Origin of the sequence: Thalassovita taeanensis (assembly GCF_900110775.1) — a bacterium.
Lineage (GTDB): Bacteria > Pseudomonadota > Alphaproteobacteria > Rhodobacterales > Rhodobacteraceae > Litorimicrobium > Litorimicrobium taeanense.
Genome location: NZ_FOEP01000002.1, coordinates 60,591 through 82,416, shown reverse-complemented (window position 1 = coordinate 82,416; position 21,826 = coordinate 60,591). Strand labels below are relative to the sequence as shown.

Below are 21,826 nucleotides of genomic sequence, written 5' to 3'. Positions count from 1 at the left end.
TTCCTTGGGCAACGCAAGAAATATCGCCTTTTGGGTCGTTCTGTTCCTGTTGATCCTGGCTTTGTTCAACCTGTTCAGCGGAACAGGCAGCACGCTGCAAAGCCAGACCATCAGTTATTCCGACTTTGTGAAGTCGGTACAGGACGAGAAAGTCAGCAAAGTGACGCTCGATGGCGAGAAAGTGCGATTCCGTGGCACCGATGGCCGGGACTATGTGACCATCAAGCCGGAAGATGCCGAAGTTACGCAAATGCTGATCACTGAGGGTGTGCCGGTATCGGCCGAAAGCCAGGAGCAATCCGGTTTTCAAACCTTCATACTGTCGCTTCTACCTTTCCTGCTGCTGATCGGGGTGTGGATCTATTTCATGAACCGGATGCAGGGCGGCGGCAAAGGCGGGGCCATGGGTTTTGGTAAATCCAAGGCCAAATTGCTGACCGAAAAGCAGGGCCGCGTGACCTTTGATGACGTGGCGGGCATTGACGAGGCCAAGGAAGAGCTTGAAGAGATCGTTGAATTCCTGCGCAACCCGCAGAAATTCAGCCGCTTGGGCGGTAAAATCCCTAAAGGCGCGTTGCTGGTGGGCCCTCCGGGCACCGGTAAAACGCTGCTGGCGCGCGCAATCGCGGGTGAGGCAGGCGTGCCCTTCTTTACCATCTCCGGTTCGGACTTCGTGGAAATGTTTGTGGGCGTTGGTGCCAGCCGTGTCCGCGACATGTTTGAGCAGGCCAAGAAAAACGCACCCTGCATCGTGTTCATTGACGAAATCGACGCCGTGGGCCGCGCCCGTGGCGCCGGATACGGTGGCGGTAACGACGAGCGCGAACAGACCCTGAACCAGCTTCTGGTCGAAATGGACGGGTTCGAGGCGAACGAGGGCGTGATCATTCTGGCGGCGACCAACCGTCGCGATGTTCTGGACCCGGCGCTGCTGCGTCCAGGCCGGTTTGACCGTCAGGTCACGGTGCCGAACCCTGACATCAAAGGCCGCGAGAAGATTTTGGGCGTTCATGCGCGCAAGACCCCGCTTGGTCCCGATGTGGACATGCGTATCATTGCGCGCGGCACGCCGGGCTTCTCGGGTGCCGACCTGATGAACCTTGTGAACGAGGCCGCGCTGATGGCCGCTCGTGTTGGCCGCCGCTTTGTCACCATGGAAGACTTCGAGAACGCCAAGGACAAGGTAATGATGGGGGCCGAGCGTCGCTCGATGGTGTTGACGGCGGATCAGAAGGAAAAAACTGCCTATCACGAGGCGGGGCACGCCATCGTTGGTCTGAGCCTACCGAAATGCGACCCGGTTTATAAGGCGACCATCATTCCACGCGGTGGTGCTTTGGGCATGGTTGTGTCGCTGCCCGAGATTGATCGGCTGAACTGGCACAAGTCTGAATGCGAGCAAAAGCTGGCGATGACCATGGCCGGCAAGGCCGCAGAGATCCTCAAATATGGCGAGGATGAAGTCAGTAACGGCCCGGCGGGCGATATTCAGCAGGCCTCCTCGTTGGCGCGGGCCATGGTGCTGCGCTGGGGCATGTCGGACAAGGTTGGCAATATCGACTATGCCGAGGCGCATGAGGGATATTCCGGCAATACGGGCGGTTTTTCGGTCTCGGCTCATACCAAAGAGATGATCGAAGAAGAGGTGCGGCGTTTCATTCAGGATGGCTATGTCAAGGCGGTTAAAATCCTCAACGACCGTCACGATGAATGGGACCGTCTGGCGCAGGGATTGTTGGAATACGAGACCCTGACCGGCGAAGAGATCGAGCGCGTGATCCGCGGCGAGCCGCCACAGCCAGGTGCTGGTGAGGATGATACGCCGGATCAAGGTGCGGCCGCTTCGGTCACAGCCATTCCCAAGACTAAACCCAAAGCCAAGCCGAAAGCCGACGGCGGGATGGAGCCAGAACTGTCGTAATGACGGGTATGGTTGGACAAGACTGGAGCCCCGGGACCTATCATAGGTTCCGGGGTTTGCGTTTGCGCCCTGCGATGGATCTTCTGCGCAGTCTTGATCCGCTGCCTGCGGGTGATGTGGTCGACTTGGGCTGCGGGAGCGGCACGGTGGGTCCCGCTCTTGCAGGGCTTGGGCGCGCAGTGCGGGGGGTCGATACTTCGCCCGCCATGCTGGCCGAGGCAGAGGCTTCGGGGGCCTATGAGGCATTGGAATTGGCCGATATCGCGAGCTGGCATACAGCTGAGACGTTGGCGCTGATCTATTCCAACGCGGCACTCCATTGGTTGGAAGATCACGCGCGCCTTTTGCCCCGGCTGGCGGGAATGTTGACTTCTGGCGGCACACTTGCGGTGCAGGTGCCGCATCAGAATAACGCCCCTTCGCATCGGGTTTGGGTGTCGTTGTGTGAAGAGATGTTTCCGGGGCGGTTTGATCAGACAGCGGGCCCAGGCGTGTTGCTGCCTGCGGAATATCACCGGTTGCTGTCCGATCTTGGAACGTTGAGTTTGTGGGAAACAGAGTATTATCAGAATCTTGAGCCAAGTGTGACGGCGCACCCGGTGCGGCTGTTTACGGAAGCCACATATGCCCGACCGATCCTTGCCATGTTGGCCCCGGACGAACAGGCCGAACTGATTGCGCGGTATGAGGCGGTGATGGAAAAGGCATATCCTCGTGCGGCGGATGGCTCGGTTCTGTTTCCCTTTCGCAGATTGTTTTTTACGCTGGTGGTCTGAGCCGCAAGCGTTGGTGTGCATGTCGGGGAAGGATGCCTCCTGCGGGAGTATTTCGGTCAGAAAGAAATCACGGGTCGGAATGTTTGGTATCACGGTAAGTTATTTGAAGAGTGTGGCTGTAGTTTGCACTATGGCCTTTGCGAGACATGAAGGAGATCCGAGATGCCCGCATTGAAACCCACAGATTTTGCAGCAACGATTACTTGGTTGGGCTGTGTGGCCGATCGGGAGGCAAGTCTGCGGGCGGAGCCGTTGAGCGAGGTTATGTTAAGCTACGCCGGGGTTGAGGGCGAGGCGCATGGCGGGCTGGTGCGGCCATCTTGCAGCCGGGTGATTAGGCAGCATCCGCGCGGTACCGAAATCCGCAATGTGCGGCAGCTGTCGGTTCTGTCGGCTGAGGAGTTGGCCGAGGTGGCGGCGAAGATAGGAGTGGGGCAGTTTCACCCCGCATGGGTTGGTGCCAGCATGGTGATTGAGGGTATTCCAGATTTCACCCATGTGCCGCCGTCTTCGCGGCTTCAGGCACCTTCGGGGGCAACTTTGGTTGTGGATATGGAAAACCGCCCGTGCCATCTGCCGGTAAAGGTGATCGACGAGGACGCGCCGGGCGCGGGGCGGAAATTCAAGGCGGCCGCAGCGGGCAAGCGCGGGGTCACTGTCTGGGTTGAGCGTGAGGGTGTACTCCGGTTGGGTGATGTGTTGCGTCTGCATGTTCCGGATCAGCCGGTCTGGGCGCATCTGGATGCGGCGCGGCGCTGAAGTCGCTTTGCCATGTGGCCTGCTTCGGCCATTGCGACGCAAGCAAGGCCGGAAATGTCGGGTTGCAGCCATTGGGCATTTTCCCCTTAGGTTAAAAAAAGGGAAAGCACTTTGACGCGCGGAACTAGGGGAGAGGATCCATGAAGTATAAATCCGACATCGAGATCGCCCGCGAAGCCAGCAAGAAACCGATACATGAAATCGGTGCAAAGCTGGGGATTCCGTCAGCGAGCCTTGTGCCCTATGGCCATGACAAGGCCAAGCTGAGCCAAGACTTCATCCGTTCGGTACAGGGGCGCGAGAATGGCAAGCTGATCCTTGTGACCGCGATCAATCCGACCCCGGCGGGCGAGGGCAAGACCACCACGACCGTGGGGTTGGGGGACGGGCTGAACAGGATCGGCAAGAACGCAGCGATCTGTATCCGCGAGGCCAGCCTCGGCCCCTGTTTCGGGATGAAGGGGGGCGCTGCGGGCGGCGGACATGCTCAGGTCGTGCCGATGGAAGAAATGAACCTGCATTTCACCGGCGATTTCCATGCGATCACGAGCGCACACAACCTGCTGAGCGCAATGATCGACAACCATATCTATTGGGGGAATACTCTGGAGATTGACGTGCGGCGTGTGGTTTGGCGGCGGGTCATCGATATGAATGACCGGGCGCTGCGCGATATCATGACCTCGTTGGGGGGCGTGCCCAACGGGTTTCCGCGCCAGACCGGATTTGACATCACTGTCGCGTCCGAGGTCATGGCGATCTTGTGTCTGGCCAATGATCTTGAGGATTTGCAGAACCGGCTGGGCGAGATCATCGTGGCGTATCGTCGTGATCGTAGCCCGGTGTATTGCCGTGATATCAAGGCCGACGGCGCGATGACGGTGCTGCTGAAGGACGCGATGCAACCCAATCTGGTGCAGACGCTGGAGAATAGTCCGGCCTTTGTTCATGGTGGGCCGTTTGCCAATATCGCGCATGGATGCAACTCGGCGATTGCCACGACCACTGCGTTGAAACTGGCTGATTATGTGGTGACCGAAGCCGGGTTTGGGGCTGATTTGGGCGCCGAAAAATTCATGAATATCAAATGCCGCAAGGCGGGGATTGCGCCTGATGCCGTGGTGATTGTGGCGACGGTGCGGGCGATGAAGATGAACGGTGGCGTCGCCAAGGCCGATCTTGGCCCCGAGAATGTCGAGGCGGTTCAGCAAGGGTGCCCAAACCTTGGGCGCCACATTGCCAATGTCAAATCTTTCGGCGTGCCGGTTGTGGTCGCGATCAACCATTTTGTCACGGATACTGATGCCGAAATTCAGGCCGTGCAGGCGTATGTGGCGCAGCAGGGCAGCGAGGCGATCCTGTCGCGGCATTGGGAGCACGGCAGCGCGGGCAGCGAGGCGCTGGCACGTAAGGTGGTCGAACTGGCCGAGAGCGGCATGTCGCATTTTGCGCCGCTCTATCCCGACAACATGCCACTGTTTCAGAAGATCGAGACGATTGCGAAGCAGATCTATCATGCCGACGAGGTTTTGGCCGATCACAAAATCCGCGCTCAGTTGGCGGAGTGGGAAAAGGCAGGGTATGGCCATCTGCCGATCTGCATGGCCAAGACGCAATACAGCTTCACAACCGATCCCAGTCGCCGCGGCGCGCCAACGGGCCACTCGGTACCCGTGCGCGAGGTGCGGCTGAGCGCGGGGGCGGGCTTTGTGGTTGTGATCTGCGGCGAGATCATGACCATGCCGGGCCTGCCGCGTGTGCCTAGTGCCGAGGCGATTATGCTGAACACTCAGGGGCAGATAGAAGGTTTGTTCTGACTTGAACCCGCGCAACCACGATCAATGGTGGCAGAGCGGCGCAGGATAGCGTAAGGGCGGGCATCCTTATCAACTGGCATGATGCAGGAGCGAATATGAGCGCGCATATTATCGACGGTAAGGCCTTTGCGGCCAAGGTACGAGAAAAGGTGGCGACCCATGTTGCACGCCTGAAGGCGGATCACGGGATTACCCCCGGTCTGGCTGTTATTCAGGTCGGCGAAGATCCCGCAAGCGAGGTCTATGTGCGCAACAAGGGGCTTCAGACTGTTGCGGCAGGTATGAACTCGTTCGAGCACAAGCTGCCAGCGGATACGCCCGTGGAAGACCTCTATGCGCTGATTGAACGGCTGAACGCTGACGCGGCCGTGCACGGTATTCTGTGCCAGTTCCCGGTACCTGCTCATATGAGCGAGGAAGAGGTCGTTGCGCGTATTGATCCGGCCAAGGATGTTGACGGGCTGCATATTCTGAACGCGGGTCGGTTGGCCAGCGGTCAGGCTGCAATGGCACCGTGCACGCCGTTGGGCTGCCTGATGATGCTGCGCGAATACCATGGGTCGCTGTCAGGCATGAACGCGGTTGTGGTGGGGCGATCAAACCTTGTGGGCAAACCGATGGCACAGCTTTTGCTGCGCGACAGTTGCACGGTCACCATTGCCCATTCGCGGACCCGGGATTTGCCTGGCGTTGTGCGCGGGGCAGATATCGTCGTGGCTGCCGTTGGCCGCCCGCAGATGATACCGGGTGATTGGATCAAGCCGGGGGCCACCGTGATCGATGTTGGCATCAACCGGATCGACAAACCCGAAGGCGGGACGCGGCTTGTTGGCGACGTAGAATTTGCCAGTGCAGTTCAGGTCGCGGGGGTCATTACTCCGGTTCCCGGCGGTGTTGGTCCGATGACCATCGCCTGCCTGCTGGCCAATACGGTTACCGCCTGTTGCCGCGCCAATGGTCTGCCCGAGCCTGAGGGGCTGACGGCCTAAACTGGTACAGGCACCATGGTGCCCTGAAGAATGGCGATCAGCGTATCGGTGTCTCCATCGCGCGCCACGACTTCAGAGGTGACAATCACCAACCTTCGGCCCGATTTTATTACCTTTCCGGTGGCGATCAGCAGCTCGCCCTTGGCCGGGGCCAGAAGGTTGATCTTGATTTCAGAGGTCAAGACCTCGAAGCTTTCGGGCATGACAGACAGGGCGGCATACCCCGCAGCACTATCGCCAATCGCAAATGTCAGCCCCGCATGGCCAAACCCGTGCTGCTGACGCGCGCCCGGCAATATCGGGGCTTCGATCACAGCCGTGCCATCTTGGACCTCGGTCAGGCTCGCGCCAAGGGTGGACATCATGCTTTGCGCACTGAAACTGCTGTGCAACCGCTCAAAAAATGGGTGAGTCATTGTCATGCCCTATACTGTCATCCTGTTACTCTATGGAGGTGTCTGTAGGGATGTAAAACGGTTTCTTCTGCCTCGCTCACAGGACCGTGTGGAGCGTGGGACAACAAGTACTTGCAGTTGTGTTCTCAGTTGATATTACAGCAACGGGCTGGAAATGTTCGGTTTTATCTCTTAGGCCGTCGTGTGGGTGAAGTGTAAATGTACGGTGTTCTGACCAGATCTTTGAGGCTTGTGCTGTCGCCGGTCGTGTTGGCTATTTGGGTGCTGATCGCGCTTGCCGCAGCCGCTGTGGGACCGCTCGACACGTATTCAAACCTGACCCTGCCTCAGCGGGGGCTATACTGGGGCGCGATTTGTGGCGTGTCTGTATTCCTAGCTAATATTCTGCGTGAATTGGCGGTAAAGACCATCCCCGCCGAGTTGATGTGGCTGAGAGACGTGTTGGTCGTCATAGGCATGACATTGTTTTTTTCGCCGTTTGTTTTTTTTCTGACGCTGCTCATGATTGGGCAGTCCGATCGCGTTGCGCCGTCATTTTTAAAGGTCAGTGTTCTGGTTGCCTTGCTCAGCACCGTCATCCAGACTATCAAACGAATTCACTCAAAGGCCTCCCCGCAGAGTGAATTTCTCGGCGGTGAAACTGGCGCGCTTGGCTTGGCTCATCTGCCCACTCCGATTGAAATAGTTCCTTCGCCGCCGACGCCGGAACCGCCGCGGCTGATGCGGCGTCTGCCCGAGGGGGCGCAAGGCCCGGTCCTTCACCTGAGCGCACGGGATCATTTCGTGGATGTTGAGCTCCCGTACGAAACTCACAGTGTGCGGATGCGTTTTGTTGATGCAATCGCTGAATTGGATGGGGTTGAGGGGTATTGCACACATCGGTCCCATTGGGTTACCAGCAGCGCGGTCACAGGCGCGGAGCGGGACAACGGTCGGTTGTTCCTGCGGTTGACCAGCGGAACTCTGGTGCCGGTCAGCCGAACGTATCGTCCACAATTGGAGCAGGCCGGTCTGGTCTGACTTTCGCTTCGTCATCAAGTGGCGCGTGGCATCAGGAGCAGAGCGAGAGGTGGACCAGATCAGAGCTGCCAGTGCCGCCCTCAGCTGGCCGTTTAGTATTTTTAGCCACAGCAGATGTTGTCATCGACTACGACCTAGTCGGGGCAGTGGCGCGCCCCAGAATGGCGGTCTGGTTCGGTGGATCGAGCATCTAGGTTTGGGTGAACAATTTTCGAAAACACCCGGCGGGGGTGACCAGTGTGTGCCGCCTTGTCAGTTTCTTTCTGATAAAAATACTCTGGCGAGGATATTTGGGAAATGTGAATATCAGGGGCAGCGAGGCTTCAGTTGGCGGATTGCATCCTGAACGGCGCGAGGCAGGGCGGTGTCGGTATCTGGGGTGGCGGCGTCCAGCGCGCTTTCGACATCTTTGACCAGAATGCCGATGGAATTGTTGTCACTCAGCCCGTCGCGGGAAAACTCGATGGTGTCAAAGTTGGAAGCGAACCAGTTCTGCCCGGAAGAGGTGTTGATCAGGTCCAGCAAGGCGCATTCGTCAAGCCCGGCTTCGTCCGCCCAGTCCAGCACCAGACGGGTCATGGCGGTGTTGCTCGCGGCCAGCAGGTTGTTCAGCACTTTTGCCTGCATCCCCATGCCGAACACCCCCATACGGTGGAAATGCGCGCCCATGGCATCGAAAAGCGGCTGACAACGGTCAAGGTCGGAGTCCGCTCCGCCAAGCATGAACGACAGGCGGGCTTCTTGGGCGGCAATGGCCGCCCCGGACATCGGAGCGTCGATCAGTGCGATATGACCCGGCACCCGCTCACGTAGATCGTGAACATAACGGGGGGACAGGGTGGAGCAGATGATGATCGTATGCAGGTCGGGCGCTTGCGCGATCAGGCCCTGCGGACCATGCAAAACTTCTTCTGTCTGAGTGATATCCCGTACGACAGTAATAAGAATTTGCAGGCCCTTTGCAAAAATACATGCGTCGGTGTGCATCAGGTCGCTGAGCGGGCCACTTTTCGCAATCGGTTGCACGTCAAACCCACGCACGCAAAATCCGGCTTTGTCTAGCGCGGCAAGCATTGGGGCCCCCATACGCCCGCAACCGGCGACGCCGATCACTTCACGATAATCTCGTCCTTCACGAACATGTTCGCCCATGCGCGGTCAATCAGCTCCGGTGTCATCTGATACGGTATCCCTTCGAATTCGCAGATCGCGATCATCTGGTCAATCAGGAACACCGGCTGGTAGTTGGCATAGACATTGTCGATGGTCGGGTATTTTTCCTGAAACAGATGGAGCAGAGCGGGTTCGTTCAGCGGCATCCCCTTTTTGCGGGCGATCAGTGCGAAGATCTTGAGATAGTTTTCCTGGCTCGGCCCGTCGATCTTGATTTTGTAGAAGATCCGGCGCAGGGCAGCCTGATCGAAAATCTCGTTCGGGTGAAAGTTGGTCGAGAAGATCACCAGCGTGTCGAAGGGCACCTCGAATTTCTCGCCTGATTGCAAGGCAAGAATATCTTTGCTTTCCTCAAGCGGCACGATCCAGCGGTTGACCAGCGCCTGTGGCGGTTCGGCTTGGCGGCCAAGGTCGTCAACAATGAAGATCCCGCCGGTTGCCTTGAGTTGTAGCGGCGCCTGATAGGTGCGTGCGATCGGGTTATAGATGAGATCCAGCATCGACAGCGATAGCTCGCCCCCGGTAATCACGGTCGGTCTCTGACACCGCGCATACCGGGTGTCAAAACTGCGCTTGCGGCGCAATGAATTGGGATCATCCTCTTCAACCTCGGCCGAGCTGTGCACGATCGGATCATAGACGGTGATCACCTGACCGGAATATTCGATGGCGCGGGGGACATAGATTTTGTCGCCCATTGCGTCGCGGATCCCGTTCGAGATCGAGGATTTTCCGTTGCCGGGCGGGCCATACATCAGAATGGAGCGCCCCGAGCTGACGGCGGGGCCAAGGTTTGACAACAGGTCAGATGGCAGGATCAGGTGACCCATCGCAGTGGTCAGCTGTTCTCGTGTGATCTGGATATTGCGGATCGACTGGCGCTTGATCTGTTCGCGGTACACTGCCAGTGGCACCGGCATGGCTCCGAAATACTCCGACTGGGTCAGCGCATCCAGCGCGCGCGCCTTGCCGCCATCGGTCAATTGATACCCCATCTCGGGACCCGCGTTGGCGCTGAGCGTACCGGTGGCTTCGAGAAGGCGCTGCTCGCGCGCTAGGTCCACCAGCTCTTGTGTCACCATACGCGGCAGGCAGATTGCCTGTGCGATATCGGTCACCATTGTCACGTTCTTGCGGAAGATCGTTTTGAGCAGGATGTCACGCATCATCGGCAGCGGCAGCTGCATACCTTCGATGCTGCTGGGTGGAGGAGGGGGGGCGACGGTGGACTGAGGCGAGGCTTGCATATTCATCGGCGGCTAAATGTCCTGCTGCTGCGAGTGAGTACATGTGCGCACATCGGTAGGCCGACACGCTGATGTATCCAATCTGATGGCAGAAGGTGGCGAAATGATGGAAAAACCGGGCCTTTCCAGCGCGGGTGAAACCGTTTGGAAAGGGGCCGATAGTCAGCTTCCGTAAACGATGCCAAGTCCGAGATAGATCGAGAGCGCGCCGCCAAGGGCAAGGCCCATCGGGAAATCGCGCTGCCGCGTCCAGCTTTCCCAATCGGGGGCAAGTTTGCGTAGCGGCGAACGGCGTGCAAGCCGATGCGTGGTGAAGGCCCCCAAAAGCGTTGCTGCAAATAATGCCAATACAAAACGCAGATCGCCAAGTGCGATATAGGGCGCGGCCGCTGCAGAAAATTTGGCGTCACCGGCCCCGACCAAACCGCCCGCATTCAGGATGATCCCGACCAACAGCACGACAACCAATTGCACCAAGCGCGCGCCAAACTCTGGCAGTGGCATCAGGAACGGACCGATCAGAACAAAGATCAGCGCAAGCGCGAGGACGGAATAGTTTGGGATGCGCATCGCGCGCATGTCGCTCCAAGCCGCCCAGAAGCAGATCGGAAGCGACAGCGGGAACAGCCAGATCGCTGACAGGCGTGTGATCGATAGCGTCGGTTCAAGCCCCGACCAGAAAGCGGTAAGAAACTCCATGCTCGGGTCAGTTCGTTACATTGTTTTCAAGTGCGCGTAGGCTGCGCACGGCATCCTCGAAATGCTGTGGGTGGGTTTCGATCGCTTCGCGAAGAAGGCCCTTTCCGGTCTCGATATCGCCCTGTTTGATCGCGCTCAGACCAAGCGTATGCAGCAGCTGCGCCCGTTCTGTTTGATCCATTGGGATCACCGGCAACGAATAGTTCCGTTGCGCGCCGCGGGCCAAGACCATGTTGTTCTTGGCGGTGAACAGCGTCTGGTCTTGCCGGATCGCATCCGAAAACAGCCGCTCGGCTTCGGTGAAATCACCGCGCGTCAGTTTGGAGTAGCCCCAGTTGTTCAACACACCGGCAGGGCGTGTCGTCAGCCCCACGGCGGTTTCATAGAAGCTGTCAGCTTTCTTCCACTCTTTGTTGCTATCGGCGATCATCGCCTCAAGCCGGTAGCGTTTGAAGGTTTCGAATGTCGGTGGCACGCGGTCCAGTACCTTGTCGGCCTCCTCCCACTGCCCGGTGCGGATCAGGGCGTCGGCGTGATCAACGCGGTCGTCATTGGTCGATTTTGGATCGGCAACAATTTTGGCCCAGATCGGCACTGACTCGGTGGCGCGGCCTGCGCGGACATAGGACTGTGCCAGCCCCCGCTTCAGGTCAAGCCGGTCAGGATTTTCGGTCGACGCCCGTTGAAAATACGAAACCGCCTCGTTCGGGTCGGCGACCGTGAGCATGATGTCACTCAGGTTATTCTCATCGACCGCATTGACGGCGCTGAGCGCCCGGTCAACCTTGTTGCCGCGCACCTGATCGCAGGCCGACAAGCCGAATGCCCCAGCAATGCTCAGGGTCAGAATGAGGGGGTGGCGCATATTGTGCGTCCTTTTTACTGCTCTCGCCCGATCATGGTATCTGGCGGATCAGATAGTCGCTGCTGCCCCGCCGTACCAATTTATAATCTTGTTCTGCACTTATATCATACGCAGGATTTTTTAATTTTGCGAGCGCCAAGCGCAGATTATCACGAATTGAGTCACTTTCGCCATTGTCCATGGCGTAGGCGTGCCGGAACATCTGCTCAGCCTCGGCCACTTTGCCGCGTTCCATCAGAACAACACCCAGATTGTTCCAGATCTCGGGGCTTGCCTGATCGGTTTCGATCGCGCGACGGAGCAGACGCTCGGCTTGTCCCAAGCGACCCAGGCCAAGGTTGGCGCTGCCCAAACCCGATAGCACATCAACAGTCATGCCGTGTTGCAAGGCCGCACGGGAATAGGCCTCAAGCGCCAATTCGTATTCACCCGCATCCATCAGGCGCTGCCCCACAAGTAACCCATCGACAGCTTTGCCGCGCTGGGAAAGGCCCGGTGCATATACACCATCGCCGGATGCGCCAAGGTCGCCTGTGGAACAGGCGGCCAAGCCAAGGGCCAATACCGGAGCCAGGACGAGCCCGGTGCGGAAATGTTTCATTCTGTCAGCTGCTCACTTACCCAGTTTCGTGATCCCGATGATCGACGGCGCGACCAGAATGATCAGCAGCGGCGGCACGGTCAACATCATAGTGGCAAGCGTCATCTTTGTGGGCAACTTGTTTGCGGCCTCTTCGGCACGCATCACACGTTTGTCACGCATTTCCCCGGCATAGACGCGCAGCGCCTCGGCAATCGAGGTGCCGAACGTGGCCGATTGCACAAGCACGGTGACGAAGCTGGAAATGTCGGCTACGCCGCAGCGCTCGCCCATATCCGCCAGCACCGAGGATTTGTCCTTGCCGGCCTTGATCTGCTGCGACACGATTTCAAACTCATCGGCCAGCGCGGGAAAGGACGACCGGATTTCCTTGGATACGCGGATGATCGACTGGTCCAGCGATTGCCCCGCCTCGACACATACAAGCATCATGTCCAATGCGTCGGGGAAGCCTTCTGTAATCTTGGTCTGGCGTTCCTGCTGGCGTTTGGTCACCCAGTATTTTGGCATCATATAGCCCGCGCAACCGGGTCCGAGAATATAGAGCAACACCATCTGCGTCGTGGCACCTGTCCCGGACACAAAGGCAAGGTAATACAGAACGCCCATCACCAGCAGGCCGATCCCCAGCGCGAATTGGGCAAAATGGTAAATCCGAACCGCCTCTTTCGAGCGATACCCGGCCTGCACGAGCTTCAGGCTGACAGCAGAAAACTGCTCTTCGTCCTGCGGTTCCAGAAAGGTCGAATATTTTTCAAGTTTGTTGTTGCCTTTGGCTGTGCGCAGGGTACCGCCTCGGCCGCCTTTATTCTCGGCGTTCGCCGTTTCCCTCAGCTTGTCCAACGGATCTTTGCGCGAGGTCAGAAAGAAGGGGATCGTGCCGACGATCAGCGCAAGGCCAAGAAAACCCACGATAAACAGAGGCATCAATGCGCCCATGCCTTCGCCGAGGAGTGTATCGAAAAAGCTCATGGTATTCTCCTCAGACCTTGATGTTGACCAGCATCCGCATCACGAACATGTTGACCACCAGAAAGGCCGCAACGACCAGACAGGCTGGAATGAACAGGGCGTGGTCCAGAACTTCGTCATAGTAATTCGGGTCCAGCAAGTTGATGCCGACCAGCGCGATAATCGGGAAGCCAGACAGAAACTTGCCGGACCATTGCGCCTCGGCGGTGATTGCCTTGACCCTGCGGAACAGGCGAAACCGCGAGCGGATAACGACGGCCAGACCCGCCAGGATTTCCGCAAGGTTGCCGCCTGACTGCTGCTGGATGGTGACGGCGACGGCCAGAAAGCGCAGATCCTGCATATCCAACCGTTCGGCCATCTCCTTCAGCGCTTCGCCGACATCGCGACCGTACTGGCTTTCATCCGCGATCATGCCGAATTCAGTGGCCAGAGGGTCGGTCACCTCTTTGGCGACGATCTGAATGGCCGAGGTGAAGGGGTGACCGACCCGCAGCGACCGCACCATCAGTTCGATGGCATCCGGCAATTGCTCTTCGATCATGGCCATGCGCTTTTTGGCTTTGCCGGACACCCAGAAGAAAACGCCGCCCACGCCCATGACAACCGCAAGACCCAGCCGGATCGGCAGCGAGGTCTGCGTGCCCACGGTAAGGCCGACAAAGGCCATCACGGAAAGTGCACCCATCAGCAGCATCAACTGGACGGGCGTAAAGGCGATGGCGGCCTTCTGCGCCTTTTCGGCAAGAATGGAATAGATCGGGATGGACCGAAACTGCATGTGCTGGCCCATCTCCTTGCGGAGCTTCTCCATCACTTCGGTGCGGTTGGTGCCTTTCTCCATCATGTCCAGACGGCGATTGACCCGGCTGTTCAAGCTGATCGAGCGGCCAAAGACCGTCAGGTAAATCCCCTCGACGATGACCAGAACGCCGATGAAAATCAGGCCATAGATAATCGGTTCGATTGAAATGGACATCTGGCTTACTCCGCAGCGACAGGTTCAAAGATGGATGCGGGCAGATCATAGCCCCACAGGCGGAAACGCTCGGAAAAGTGACTGCGCACGCCGGTCGCCGTGAAATGGCCGATGATTTTGTTCTCTGGCGTCAGACCGACACGCTGAAAGCGGAACACTTCCTGCATGGAAATCACATCGCCCTCCATCCCGGTGATCTCGGTGATCGAGGTCATCCGGCGCGAACCGTCCTGAAGACGGCTGGCCTGCACAATCAGGTTCACAGCCGAGGAAATCTGACTGCGCACCGCCTTGATCGGCATTTCGATACCGGCCATGGCGATCATGTTCTCGAGACGGGAAACGCCGTCGCGCGCCGAGTTGGCGTGGATTGTAGTCATCGAGCCGTCGTGGCCCGTGTTCATCGCCTGCAACATGTCGATCACTTCCTCGCCGCGGGTTTCGCCCACGATGATCCGATCCGGGCGCATCCGCAGGGCGTTGCGCAGACAGTCGCGCTGGGTGACGGCCCCCTTGCCTTCGACGTTGGGCGGGCGGCTTTCCATCCGGCCCACGTGGACCTGTTGCAGCTGAAGTTCTGCCGTGTCTTCGATTGTCAGAATACGCTCTGCGTCGTCAATGAACGATGACAGCGCGTTCAACGTTGTGGTTTTCCCTGAACCCGTACCGCCCGATACGATGACGTTCAGCCGCGTGGCGACGGCTGCCTGAAGATAGGCCGCCATTTCTTCGTTGAAGGCACCGAAGCGCACCAGATCGTCGATCCCCAGCTTTTCTTTTTTGAACTTACGAATGGACACAAGCGAGCCATCAACCGCGATCGGTCCGACCATGGCGTTGAAGCGCGATCCGTCCGCCAGACGGGCATCGACGTAAGGGTTACTTTCATCCACCCGACGACCCACTGCGGACACGATCTTGTCGATGATCCGCAACAGATGCTTTTCATCCTTGAAGGTGATGTCGGTCAGTTCCAGTTTGCCGGACCGCTCGACGAAGATCCGCCGCGGCCCGTTGACCAGAATATCGTTCACCGAGTCGTCTTTCAGCAGCGTCTCCAGCGGGCCAAGGCCGGTCACCTCGTCGTACAACTCCTGGATCAGTTGGGTGCGATCCTCGCGGTTCAGAACGATGCCTTTTTCTTCCAGAACCTCCGCCGAAATCGAGCTGATCTCGGCGCGCAGCTCGGACTCTGTGGCCGATTCAAGTGCAGCAAGGTTCAGGTTGTCCAGCAGCGCCCGGTGCAGTTCCAGCTTGATCTCGCCCAGACGCTCCTTGCGTTTGCGCTCTTTGTCCATCGGTGCGGTCTGCGCTGCGGCCTTGGGCATGGGCTTGCGGACAGAAACCGACGCGGATGCCGACGCACTCGTCTGGGCCGCCGCCTTGGCGGTCTCGGCCGGTTTGCGCGCGGGGCTTGCGGCCGGTCTGGCGCTAGCTGCGTCTGATTTTTTATAGCGTGAAAACATGATCGTCGCCCCCTGTATGTATTAAGCCGTTTCGGTGTCTTGTTGACCCAGCTCGTGAAGTGAGGCCGCCAGTTTGGCGATTTCCTTGCGCAACGGGTTTTTGGCGGCGCTCTGCGCCATCGGTATTCCGTGATCACCTGCCTGAGTGACCGCATTCCCACCGTCGGGCAAAAGCAGTTCGATCTTGATTCCAAGGCTGTCTGCCATGCGTTTCACGCGCGTTTTGCCGTTCAAGTCCGTGAATTTCGGCGCGCGGTTGAGCACAAACCGTAACTTCTCAAACGGCAGGTCTTCGGCTTGAAGCGCCCGCTTCAGCCTCAGAGTGTTCTGCGCGGACCGCATGTCCAGTTCGAGCGTGGCGAAATAAACATGTGCCGCGTTCAGAACGGTTTCGGACCATTGCACCAGAGTTTTCGGCATATCCACGATGACATAGTCGAAGTGATGGCGCGCAACGTCGATCAAGCGGGTGATGTCATCGGATGAGATCAGATCAAGTGGCAGCATATCGGCGGGCGCTGTCAAAACGAACAGCTTGTCCTCAAAGCTCATCAACGCCTGGCTGAAGCTGTCATCATCCATCGACTCGGTGTCGGACAGCAGCTCGAACACCGCTTCACGGCGGGGCAGGTCAAGGAACGTGGAGACAGAGCCAAACTGCAGATCAAAATCGAGAATGCAAACTCGCGGCGGGGTTTCACCCTTTTTCCCAACGTTTGCCAGTTCCCAAGCCAAGTTGACCGCCAGAGTTGTTGCGCCCGTACCACCTGCCAAGCCGTGAATCGCCACCAGAACACCCTCGCGGTTATGCGCGGATTTTACTTTTGGACCGGTCGATTCAGCGACGGCGGGCTGCGATTGCGCCGCAACAGGTTCAGGCGTGCGAATGCGGTCAATCGCGGATTGCAGTTCGTTTTCCGGCAAGGGGTAGGGCACAAATTCATCAGCGCCCTGACGCAGCAACTGATGCAGGGCGGCGGGGCTGACATCTTCGGCGATCAGAATCACTTTGATACCGTGGCTTTTCGCCTTGGTGATGATTCCGCCCAGCATGACAAGGTTATCTTCGTCCTCGCTGTCGACGGCCAAGGCAACGAATTCCAGCATTTCCGCATCTGGTTGTTCGAAGAACGGCAGCGCTTCGTCGAAGCCCAGATCACCCCAGGCATCCCCCATTGCGGCTTCCATGTCCTCGATCAGCAGATCAAAATTTTGCACGTCCCGGCTGATCGTGCACGCCAGGATTGGACTGGCCTCAGGGTGCGCGGTATCGTTACTCATCATTGCCTCGCCTCACGTCCTTTTCGGTTCGGATCGTCAGGTAAAAGGGGAAAGGAGTTCTGCGTCCCTATTGCCCCAACCTGCGGTCACCGCGTCCGGTTTTAACCGAACGCACTACTCCCATTGGGGACAAGATCGCGGGGAAACGAGGCAATAATAGGGCTAAAAAACCGTAATTGTGCGAAATCTTCGCACGATAAGCGCTAGATGCCCTTATTGTTCAGGTCATTCGCCGGAGGTGGTGACGCTGTCTGAAATCCCGGTCAGAGTCGACGGAACCTTGGCGCTGTCTACGTAGCCGCGATAGACAATTTGAGCGTATTTGCCATCCATGACTGTCGGGTGACCGTCCACAAAGCCGGAAACCTCGGTCACTGTGCGCCTGTTGCGGCGCTCTTTGCCCTCGGTCACTACCAAGGGCTGAGTTTCGCCAAACGATACGACGGCTTCAAGCCGAGAGCGGCTGATGCCCTGAGAAGACAGATACCGGACCACAGCATTGGCGCGACGCAATCCCAGTGCCTTGTTATATCCGCTCGAACCTACAGCGTCTGTATGTCCGTAAACACGGAAGCGAACCTCGGGGAACTGGCGGATCCAATTGGCTTGTTGCGCCAGTGTGGCGCGCGCACCCGCGTCCAGTTGCGACGAGTTGAACGCGAAATTGACCGTGCTCGTGACCTCTTCGGAAAAGCGGTGCGACATGCCAATAACATAGGACTTTTCGCCGTTCATGATCTGCGTGTTGTTCATGATCGAATTGCCAAAGCCGCCACCGCCAACCAAGGCGCCTGCCTCATGCGTGAAGGTGGAATACGTGCTGGTTCCCGAGCATCCTGCCAACAGGGCGACGCCACCAATCGTAAGAAGTTTAAGCATGTGCCCTGTCATCCGATCACTCCATCACATAGCCGTAGGAGCCGCTGAAATCCTGCCGGGCAACTTCGCCTGCGGCACCTTTCAACTTGCGATTTTTATCACGGGCGACCCGACCATACAGGAACAGATCTTTTTCCGATGGCGGTGTAATCCGATCCGTTGGCAAGGCCAGAGCTTCGCCTCGTGTTGGGGTCACAAGATGGGCTGTTACAATGATCACAAGCTCGGATTGCGAACGCTGATACTCGGCGCTGCGGAACAGCGCGCCAAGAATTGGGATGTCACCAAGCCATGGTATCTGGCCATTGGTGTCGATGAATTCATCCTGCAGCAGCCCGGCAATGGCAAAGCTTTCCCCGTCGCGCAGCTCGACTGTGCTAGAGGTTTCACGACGGCGGAATGCGTCGATGGTGAAGGCGTCGGTTTTATAACCGTTGCTGGGGTCGATCGACGAAACAGCAGCCTTCAGTTCAAGATTGATCAGATCGCCATCAACAACGCGGGGGACGAAATCCAGCTCGACCCCGAAGGGTTTGAACTCGATCGAGATCATGCCGTTTTCTTGGCTGACAGGCACTGGATATTCGCCGCCGGCAAGAAACTTGGCTTCCTGACCCGACAGCGCGGTTAGGTTCGGTTCGGCCAAGGTGCGAACAACCCCTTTGGTTTCAAGGGCTTCCAGCAACAAACCAACCTGAACCGATCCGACGTCAAAGCCGAACAGCATCGCACCGTTGTTTTCATTGACGCCCGGAATCAATCCAGCCAGAGAATTCGCTATACCGCCTGAGGTGTTTGTAGTGTTGGTGCCGCCGGACAGATTCACGTTGCCTGGGCTTCCGTTCAGCGACAAAGAACTGCTGAGCGATTTGGAAACATTGCGCTCCATCTCGGCAAAGCGGACCTTCAGCATGACTTGTTGCACACCGCCGACACTCATCAGGTTGGACACGCGATCAGGGGCATAGCGCTCGGCCAGATCAAGCGCCCGTTGAAGCCGCGACGCGCTAGAAGCGGTGCCCGACAGAACGATGCCGTCGTTGGCTGTGCGCACTTCGATTTTTTCGCCCGGCAGGATCTGACGCAGGCGTTCCTTGAACTCGGTAATATCTGCCGCAACAACAACGTCGACATTGGTGATCAGTCGCCCGGTGGCGTCCAGCAATGTCAGAGTGGTTACGCCCGGTGATTTCCCGAGAACATAAATTGTCCGATCCGACAAAGAGGAAATGTCGGCAATAGCAGGGTTGGCAATGGAAAGCTCTGCAAAAGGTGTTTCGCTTTCGACAACAACCGCCCGGTTCATTGGCACGTTCAGAGAGGACGACGGCCCGCCTTTGACTACTCGCAACGTTTCAGCCTGAGCAGGGGCGCCCAAGGAAACAGGCCCGAAAGCCAAGGCCAACCCCATCGCGGCGGCCTGAAAATATTTACCGTATGTCATGTGACCTGCCTTTCGATCACGCCTCGTTTGCGGGTCTTTTTGCCCACCAATTGCCTGCACCCTGCGATGATTTCGGAAATTTTGCAAGAATCAATAGGTTCCGGCCAAGTGTTTATCCAAATTTGCGGTGTATTGCAGTCGCATATGAGGCTGAAATGCAACGGGGGCGGGCACTACACGATGCCCGCCCCCGGATGATATTCTATTTTCGCCGCCCTCAGTTGGTGCAGGGGATGGGGATGGCGACAACTTCGGCGCCGCGGCGGGTGCGGATGGTGCAGACTTGCTGCTCGACGGCTGCAGCTTTTACCGGCGCTTCGTCTTCTACGATGCCCAGCAACGCGCGTTGATCAACCTCAATCGCGGCGCTTACCGTGTCATCCTCGGCGCCGACCAATGCCAGCGACAACCGCCCTGTGGATTGAGCTTGCGCCAGTGCCGCAACCTGCTGCGGCAGGGCCGCGACCGTAACTGTGCCAGCAATGTTGGCCTCGGTCGTGTCGCCATTGGCGGTCTGGTCCACGGCAATCAATTTGATGCTGCTTTCGATCAACTTGGTGAACTCGCGGCGCTGCGACAGGGTACCGGTCGTGGAATCGCCGGTCCAGTAGATATCCACACGGTCGCCGGGGCGCAGAAAGCCGGACACGCCGCTGGACACATCAACCTTGATGGCAAAGGCTCGCATCCCGCGTTCCAGCCGCGAGGTTAGGCCCGCGTCTTCGCCCGGCTCGGTCACCTTGACGGCCATGATCGCCTCGTTCTTTTCCATTGCGCGCAGCACGACGCGGCGCATGTCCGGGTTCTTTGGATCGGGAAGCAGATCTTCTATGGTTTTGAATACGCCTTCAGGAACGGCAGCTTCGGGCCATTTGACCACGTGCACGTCCTCTGGCTTCAGAACCTCGCCATATTGCAGGCTGCGACCGGCCACGAACACGTCCACCGTTTTGACCACCTCGGTCTGGGCCGAACGCGCGCGCGCCAGCTCGGTCTGATAGCCGGTAACATAGGTTTTGGCCATGTAAACGGCGAACCCCGCAAGGCCGATGCCCACAATAAGAACCAGTCCAAAAACCAGACGCATGATCGTATCCTTTCAAACGTTATTCAGTTGGCCATGTACCAGACACAGGCCGCCCGATGCTTGCCGTATCATCCCCAAGGATTGGGGCGAAATGATGGAAGAGGTGTGGTAAAGGCGCGCAATCTAATCGGCGATAGCATCGACCGTGGTCGTCAGGTGGTCGCTCAACGTGTCCGAAACGTTGTTGGATCCCTGAAAAACCGGATAGGTTCCGGCCAGAGCCAATCCGACGGTCGCAGCGGTCAGAACGATCCACTCGACAGTCACCGCGCCACTTTCGTCAACGTGGAATTTCTGCCTGACTTGACGAAGTTTGTTTTTCATCATCCTGCCCTCGATCCTGATGGCGCATTCTCGTTCTCGGAATGTCGCGGAGGGGCGGGCGATAAAGGCGTCCGACCTTCTGTTGAAACGTCGCCTTTTGGCGCCGATAAATATACCTATATACACGCAGGGCCGCGCCATTTTCAGGCGCGACCGATTTTTTTTGAATTGGGTCTCAGCCAGCGATTAGTTGCTCTGAGCAGCAGCCGTTGCGGTATCGGTCGCCAAGTCGGCGCTGATCGCGGTGGCGGCAGTACCGATACCGGTCGACACGGTCGACACGCCGGCGATGCCCAGGCCAACGACGGCTGCGGTCAGAACAACCCAGTCAACAGTCACGGCACCGTCTTCGTCTTTGCGGAAGTTTTTGAAGAATTTGATCATTGTACGTCCCTCCAAAGGATCTGATTTAAGTTTTACTCTGTTGCAACCGGTCAGGCACTGGTGTGGGTCTCTCTCTGTAGCCCGTTGCCGTCTTGGTATGACGCAATATAGCCAGTCGATTGGGGCGAGATTTTGGCGTGAAACGAACGATTTTTGAAAATTTTCGCGGTATTTTTTCGCCAGCTGATGGAGGTAACCCTTGGTTGGCGGACCGCCGAATGTGAAAAGACCGCGCCTGAAACAGGCACGGTCTTCTTCGAGCTAATTCGACAGGAGCGATTAGTTGCTCTGAGCAGCAGCCGTTGCTGTATCGGTGGTCAGGTCGGCGCTGATCGCGGTGGCGGCAGTGCCGATACCGGTCGACACGGTCGACACGCCGGCGATGCCCAGGCCAACGACGGCTGCGGTCAGAACAACCCAGTCAACAGTCACGGCACCGTCTTCGTCTTTGCGGAAGTTTTTGAAGAATTTGATCATTGTGTGTCCCTCCAGAGGATCTGATTTGAGCTTATACTCGGTTTCAACCGGTCAGGGACTTGTGTGGGCCGTTCTCTCTCTTTGGCCCGTCACCGTCTTGGTATGACGCAATATAGCCAGTCGATTGGGGCGAGAGTTTGGCGTGAAACGTTCGTTTTTACCAAATTTCCGCGGTATTTTTTCGCCCGTCGATTGAGGCTTCCGCGATTGGGAGGCCACCGAATGCAAAAAAAACCGCGCCTGAAACAGG

22 protein-coding genes are annotated in these 21,826 nt (G+C 57.9%); 6 read left to right on the top strand and 16 right to left on the bottom strand.

Going from position 1 to position 21,826, the window contains the following annotated elements; genetic code table 11:
* Window positions 1-4 precede the first annotated feature (4 nt).
* The 5 genes from ftsH (at window position 5) to folD (ending at window position 6,262) form a co-directional block, all read left to right on the top strand.
* Complete coding sequence (ftsH, locus tag BSF79_RS02825) at window positions 5-1,921, top strand: ATP-dependent zinc metalloprotease FtsH (protein WP_090268090.1); 1,917 nt, start codon at window positions 5-7, stop codon at window positions 1,919-1,921.
* 74 nt (window positions 1,922-1,995) lie between these two features.
* Window positions 1,996-2,697, top strand: a complete 702-nt coding sequence (locus BSF79_RS02820) for a methyltransferase domain-containing protein (RefSeq protein WP_090268088.1) — start codon at window positions 1,996-1,998, stop codon at window positions 2,695-2,697.
* Between the two features lie 162 nt (window positions 2,698-2,859).
* Entirely contained in the window at window positions 2,860-3,456 is a 597-nt protein-coding gene (locus tag BSF79_RS02815) for an MOSC domain-containing protein (RefSeq protein WP_090268085.1), read from the top strand.
* Window positions 3,457-3,596: 140 nt separating this feature from the next.
* Window positions 3,597-5,273, top strand: a complete 1,677-nt coding sequence (locus BSF79_RS02810) for a formate--tetrahydrofolate ligase (protein WP_090268082.1) — start codon at window positions 3,597-3,599, stop codon at window positions 5,271-5,273.
* Between the two features lie 95 nt (window positions 5,274-5,368).
* A complete protein-coding gene (gene folD, locus BSF79_RS02805; RefSeq protein ID WP_090268080.1) occupies window positions 5,369-6,262 on the top strand; it encodes a bifunctional methylenetetrahydrofolate dehydrogenase/methenyltetrahydrofolate cyclohydrolase FolD in 894 nt (297 codons plus the stop codon).
* Here the strand turns inward: folD and BSF79_RS02800 are convergent.
* On the bottom strand, window positions 6,259-6,678 hold the full coding sequence (locus tag BSF79_RS02800) for a PaaI family thioesterase (protein WP_090268078.1): 420 nt from the start codon (window positions 6,676-6,678) through the stop codon (window positions 6,259-6,261). The two genes, folD and BSF79_RS02800, sit on opposite strands and share 4 nt — an antisense overlap.
* A gap of 198 nt (window positions 6,679-6,876) precedes the next feature.
* Here BSF79_RS02800 and BSF79_RS02795 point away from each other — a divergent pair, with 198 nt between their 5' ends.
* The gene (locus tag BSF79_RS02795; RefSeq protein ID WP_090268076.1) at window positions 6,877-7,698 is read left to right on the top strand and encodes a LytTR family DNA-binding domain-containing protein; all 822 of its coding nucleotides are present in this window, start codon (window positions 6,877-6,879) and stop codon (window positions 7,696-7,698) included.
* Between the two features lie 306 nt (window positions 7,699-8,004).
* On the opposite strand, the gene BSF79_RS02790 is transcribed toward BSF79_RS02795, so the two are convergent.
* The 15 genes from BSF79_RS02790 to BSF79_RS02720 form a co-directional block, all read right to left on the bottom strand.
* Entirely contained in the window at window positions 8,005-8,850 is an 846-nt protein-coding gene (locus tag BSF79_RS02790) for an NAD(P)-dependent oxidoreductase (protein WP_090268074.1), read from the bottom strand.
* Window positions 8,808-10,124 (bottom strand): ATPase, encoded by a 1,317-nt coding sequence (locus BSF79_RS02785; protein WP_090268071.1) that lies wholly within the window; start codon window positions 10,122-10,124, stop codon window positions 8,808-8,810. The genes BSF79_RS02790 and BSF79_RS02785 overlap by 43 nt, the downstream gene beginning before the upstream one ends.
* Before the next feature lie 156 nt (window positions 10,125-10,280).
* Window positions 10,281-10,817, bottom strand: a complete 537-nt coding sequence (locus BSF79_RS02780; RefSeq protein ID WP_090268069.1) for a prepilin peptidase — start codon at window positions 10,815-10,817, stop codon at window positions 10,281-10,283.
* Between the two features lie 7 nt (window positions 10,818-10,824).
* Window positions 10,825-11,682 (bottom strand): tetratricopeptide repeat protein, encoded by an 858-nt coding sequence (locus BSF79_RS02775; RefSeq protein ID WP_090268066.1) that lies wholly within the window; start codon window positions 11,680-11,682, stop codon window positions 10,825-10,827.
* A 31-nt stretch (window positions 11,683-11,713) separates the two neighbouring features.
* Window positions 11,714-12,283 (bottom strand): tetratricopeptide repeat protein, encoded by a 570-nt coding sequence (locus tag BSF79_RS02770; protein WP_090268064.1) that lies wholly within the window; start codon window positions 12,281-12,283, stop codon window positions 11,714-11,716.
* Between the two features lie 12 nt (window positions 12,284-12,295).
* Window positions 12,296-13,255 carry a type II secretion system F family protein gene (locus BSF79_RS02765; protein ID WP_090268061.1) on the bottom strand — a complete coding sequence of 320 codons (960 nt, stop codon included), beginning with the start codon at window positions 13,253-13,255 and terminating at the stop codon, window positions 12,296-12,298.
* Window positions 13,256-13,265: 10 nt separating this feature from the next.
* Entirely contained in the window at window positions 13,266-14,234 is a 969-nt protein-coding gene (locus BSF79_RS02760; protein WP_090268058.1) for a type II secretion system F family protein, read from the bottom strand.
* A 5-nt stretch (window positions 14,235-14,239) separates the two neighbouring features.
* Window positions 14,240-15,700: a TadA family conjugal transfer-associated ATPase gene (locus tag BSF79_RS02755; RefSeq protein ID WP_090268056.1), complete on the bottom strand. Its 1,461-nt coding sequence runs from the start codon at window positions 15,698-15,700 to the stop codon at window positions 14,240-14,242.
* Window positions 15,701-15,721: 21 nt separating this feature from the next.
* Window positions 15,722-16,981, bottom strand: coding sequence for a CpaE/TadZ family protein (locus tag BSF79_RS02750; RefSeq protein WP_090268688.1), 1,260 nt, complete (start codon window positions 16,979-16,981; stop codon window positions 15,722-15,724).
* Window positions 16,982-17,206: 225 nt separating this feature from the next.
* Complete coding sequence (locus BSF79_RS02745; RefSeq protein WP_245776297.1) at window positions 17,207-17,860, bottom strand: OmpA family protein; 654 nt, start codon at window positions 17,858-17,860, stop codon at window positions 17,207-17,209.
* Window positions 17,861-17,876: 16 nt separating this feature from the next.
* On the bottom strand, window positions 17,877-19,304 hold the full coding sequence (locus BSF79_RS02740) for a type II and III secretion system protein family protein (RefSeq protein ID WP_090268052.1): 1,428 nt from the start codon (window positions 19,302-19,304) through the stop codon (window positions 17,877-17,879).
* Between the two features lie 217 nt (window positions 19,305-19,521).
* Window positions 19,522-20,391, bottom strand: a complete 870-nt coding sequence (gene cpaB / locus BSF79_RS02735) for a Flp pilus assembly protein CpaB (protein WP_090268050.1) — start codon at window positions 20,389-20,391, stop codon at window positions 19,522-19,524.
* 123 nt (window positions 20,392-20,514) lie between these two features.
* Window positions 20,515-20,715 (bottom strand): Flp family type IVb pilin, encoded by a 201-nt coding sequence (locus tag BSF79_RS02730; RefSeq protein WP_090268687.1) that lies wholly within the window; start codon window positions 20,713-20,715, stop codon window positions 20,515-20,517.
* 186 nt (window positions 20,716-20,901) lie between these two features.
* The gene (locus BSF79_RS02725) at window positions 20,902-21,099 is read right to left on the bottom strand and encodes a Flp family type IVb pilin (protein ID WP_090268048.1); all 198 of its coding nucleotides are present in this window, start codon (window positions 21,097-21,099) and stop codon (window positions 20,902-20,904) included.
* 279 nt (window positions 21,100-21,378) lie between these two features.
* The gene (locus tag BSF79_RS02720) at window positions 21,379-21,576 is read right to left on the bottom strand and encodes a Flp family type IVb pilin (protein ID WP_090268046.1); all 198 of its coding nucleotides are present in this window, start codon (window positions 21,574-21,576) and stop codon (window positions 21,379-21,381) included.
* Window positions 21,577-21,826: the final 250 nt, after the last annotated feature.

Bases quoted from the DNA above. Each gene is read 5' to 3' on its own strand.
- BSF79_RS02820 (WP_090268088.1), top strand. From the start codon at position 1,996: ATGGATCTTCTGCGCAGTCTTGATCCGCTGCCTGCGGGTGATGTGGTC.
- BSF79_RS02815 (WP_090268085.1), top strand. From the start codon at position 2,860: ATGCCCGCATTGAAACCCACAGATTTTGCAGCAACGATTACTTGGTTG.
- BSF79_RS02810 (WP_090268082.1), top strand. From the start codon at position 3,597: ATGAAGTATAAATCCGACATCGAGATCGCCCGCGAAGCCAGCAAGAAA.
- folD (WP_090268080.1), top strand. From the start codon at position 5,369: ATGAGCGCGCATATTATCGACGGTAAGGCCTTTGCGGCCAAGGTACGA.
- BSF79_RS02800 (WP_090268078.1), bottom strand. From the start codon at position 6,678: ATGACTCACCCATTTTTTGAGCGGTTGCACAGCAGTTTCAGTGCGCAA.
- BSF79_RS02795 (WP_090268076.1), top strand. From the start codon at position 6,877: ATGTACGGTGTTCTGACCAGATCTTTGAGGCTTGTGCTGTCGCCGGTC.
- BSF79_RS02790 (WP_090268074.1), bottom strand. From the start codon at position 8,850: ATGGGCGAACATGTTCGTGAAGGACGAGATTATCGTGAAGTGATCGGC.
- BSF79_RS02785 (WP_090268071.1), bottom strand. From the start codon at position 10,124: ATGAATATGCAAGCCTCGCCTCAGTCCACCGTCGCCCCCCCTCCTCCA.
- BSF79_RS02780 (WP_090268069.1), bottom strand. From the start codon at position 10,817: ATGGAGTTTCTTACCGCTTTCTGGTCGGGGCTTGAACCGACGCTATCG.
- BSF79_RS02775 (WP_090268066.1), bottom strand. From the start codon at position 11,682: ATGCGCCACCCCCTCATTCTGACCCTGAGCATTGCTGGGGCATTCGGC.
- BSF79_RS02770 (WP_090268064.1), bottom strand. From the start codon at position 12,283: ATGAAACATTTCCGCACCGGGCTCGTCCTGGCTCCGGTATTGGCCCTT.
- BSF79_RS02765 (WP_090268061.1), bottom strand. From the start codon at position 13,255: ATGAGCTTTTTCGATACACTCCTCGGCGAAGGCATGGGCGCATTGATG.
- BSF79_RS02760 (WP_090268058.1), bottom strand. From the start codon at position 14,234: ATGTCCATTTCAATCGAACCGATTATCTATGGCCTGATTTTCATCGGC.
- BSF79_RS02755 (WP_090268056.1), bottom strand. From the start codon at position 15,700: ATGTTTTCACGCTATAAAAAATCAGACGCAGCTAGCGCCAGACCGGCC.
- BSF79_RS02750 (WP_090268688.1), bottom strand. From the start codon at position 16,981: ATGAGTAACGATACCGCGCACCCTGAGGCCAGTCCAATCCTGGCGTGC.
- BSF79_RS02745 (WP_245776297.1), bottom strand. From the start codon at position 17,860: ATGCTTAAACTTCTTACGATTGGTGGCGTCGCCCTGTTGGCAGGATGC.
- BSF79_RS02740 (WP_090268052.1), bottom strand. From the start codon at position 19,304: ATGACATACGGTAAATATTTTCAGGCCGCCGCGATGGGGTTGGCCTTG.
- cpaB (WP_090268050.1), bottom strand. From the start codon at position 20,391: ATGCGTCTGGTTTTTGGACTGGTTCTTATTGTGGGCATCGGCCTTGCG.
- BSF79_RS02730 (WP_090268687.1), bottom strand. From the start codon at position 20,715: ATGAAAAACAAACTTCGTCAAGTCAGGCAGAAATTCCACGTTGACGAA.
- BSF79_RS02725 (WP_090268048.1), bottom strand. From the start codon at position 21,099: ATGATCAAATTCTTCAAAAACTTCCGCAAAGACGAAGACGGTGCCGTG.
- BSF79_RS02720 (WP_090268046.1), bottom strand. From the start codon at position 21,576: ATGATCAAATTCTTCAAAAACTTCCGCAAAGACGAAGACGGTGCCGTG.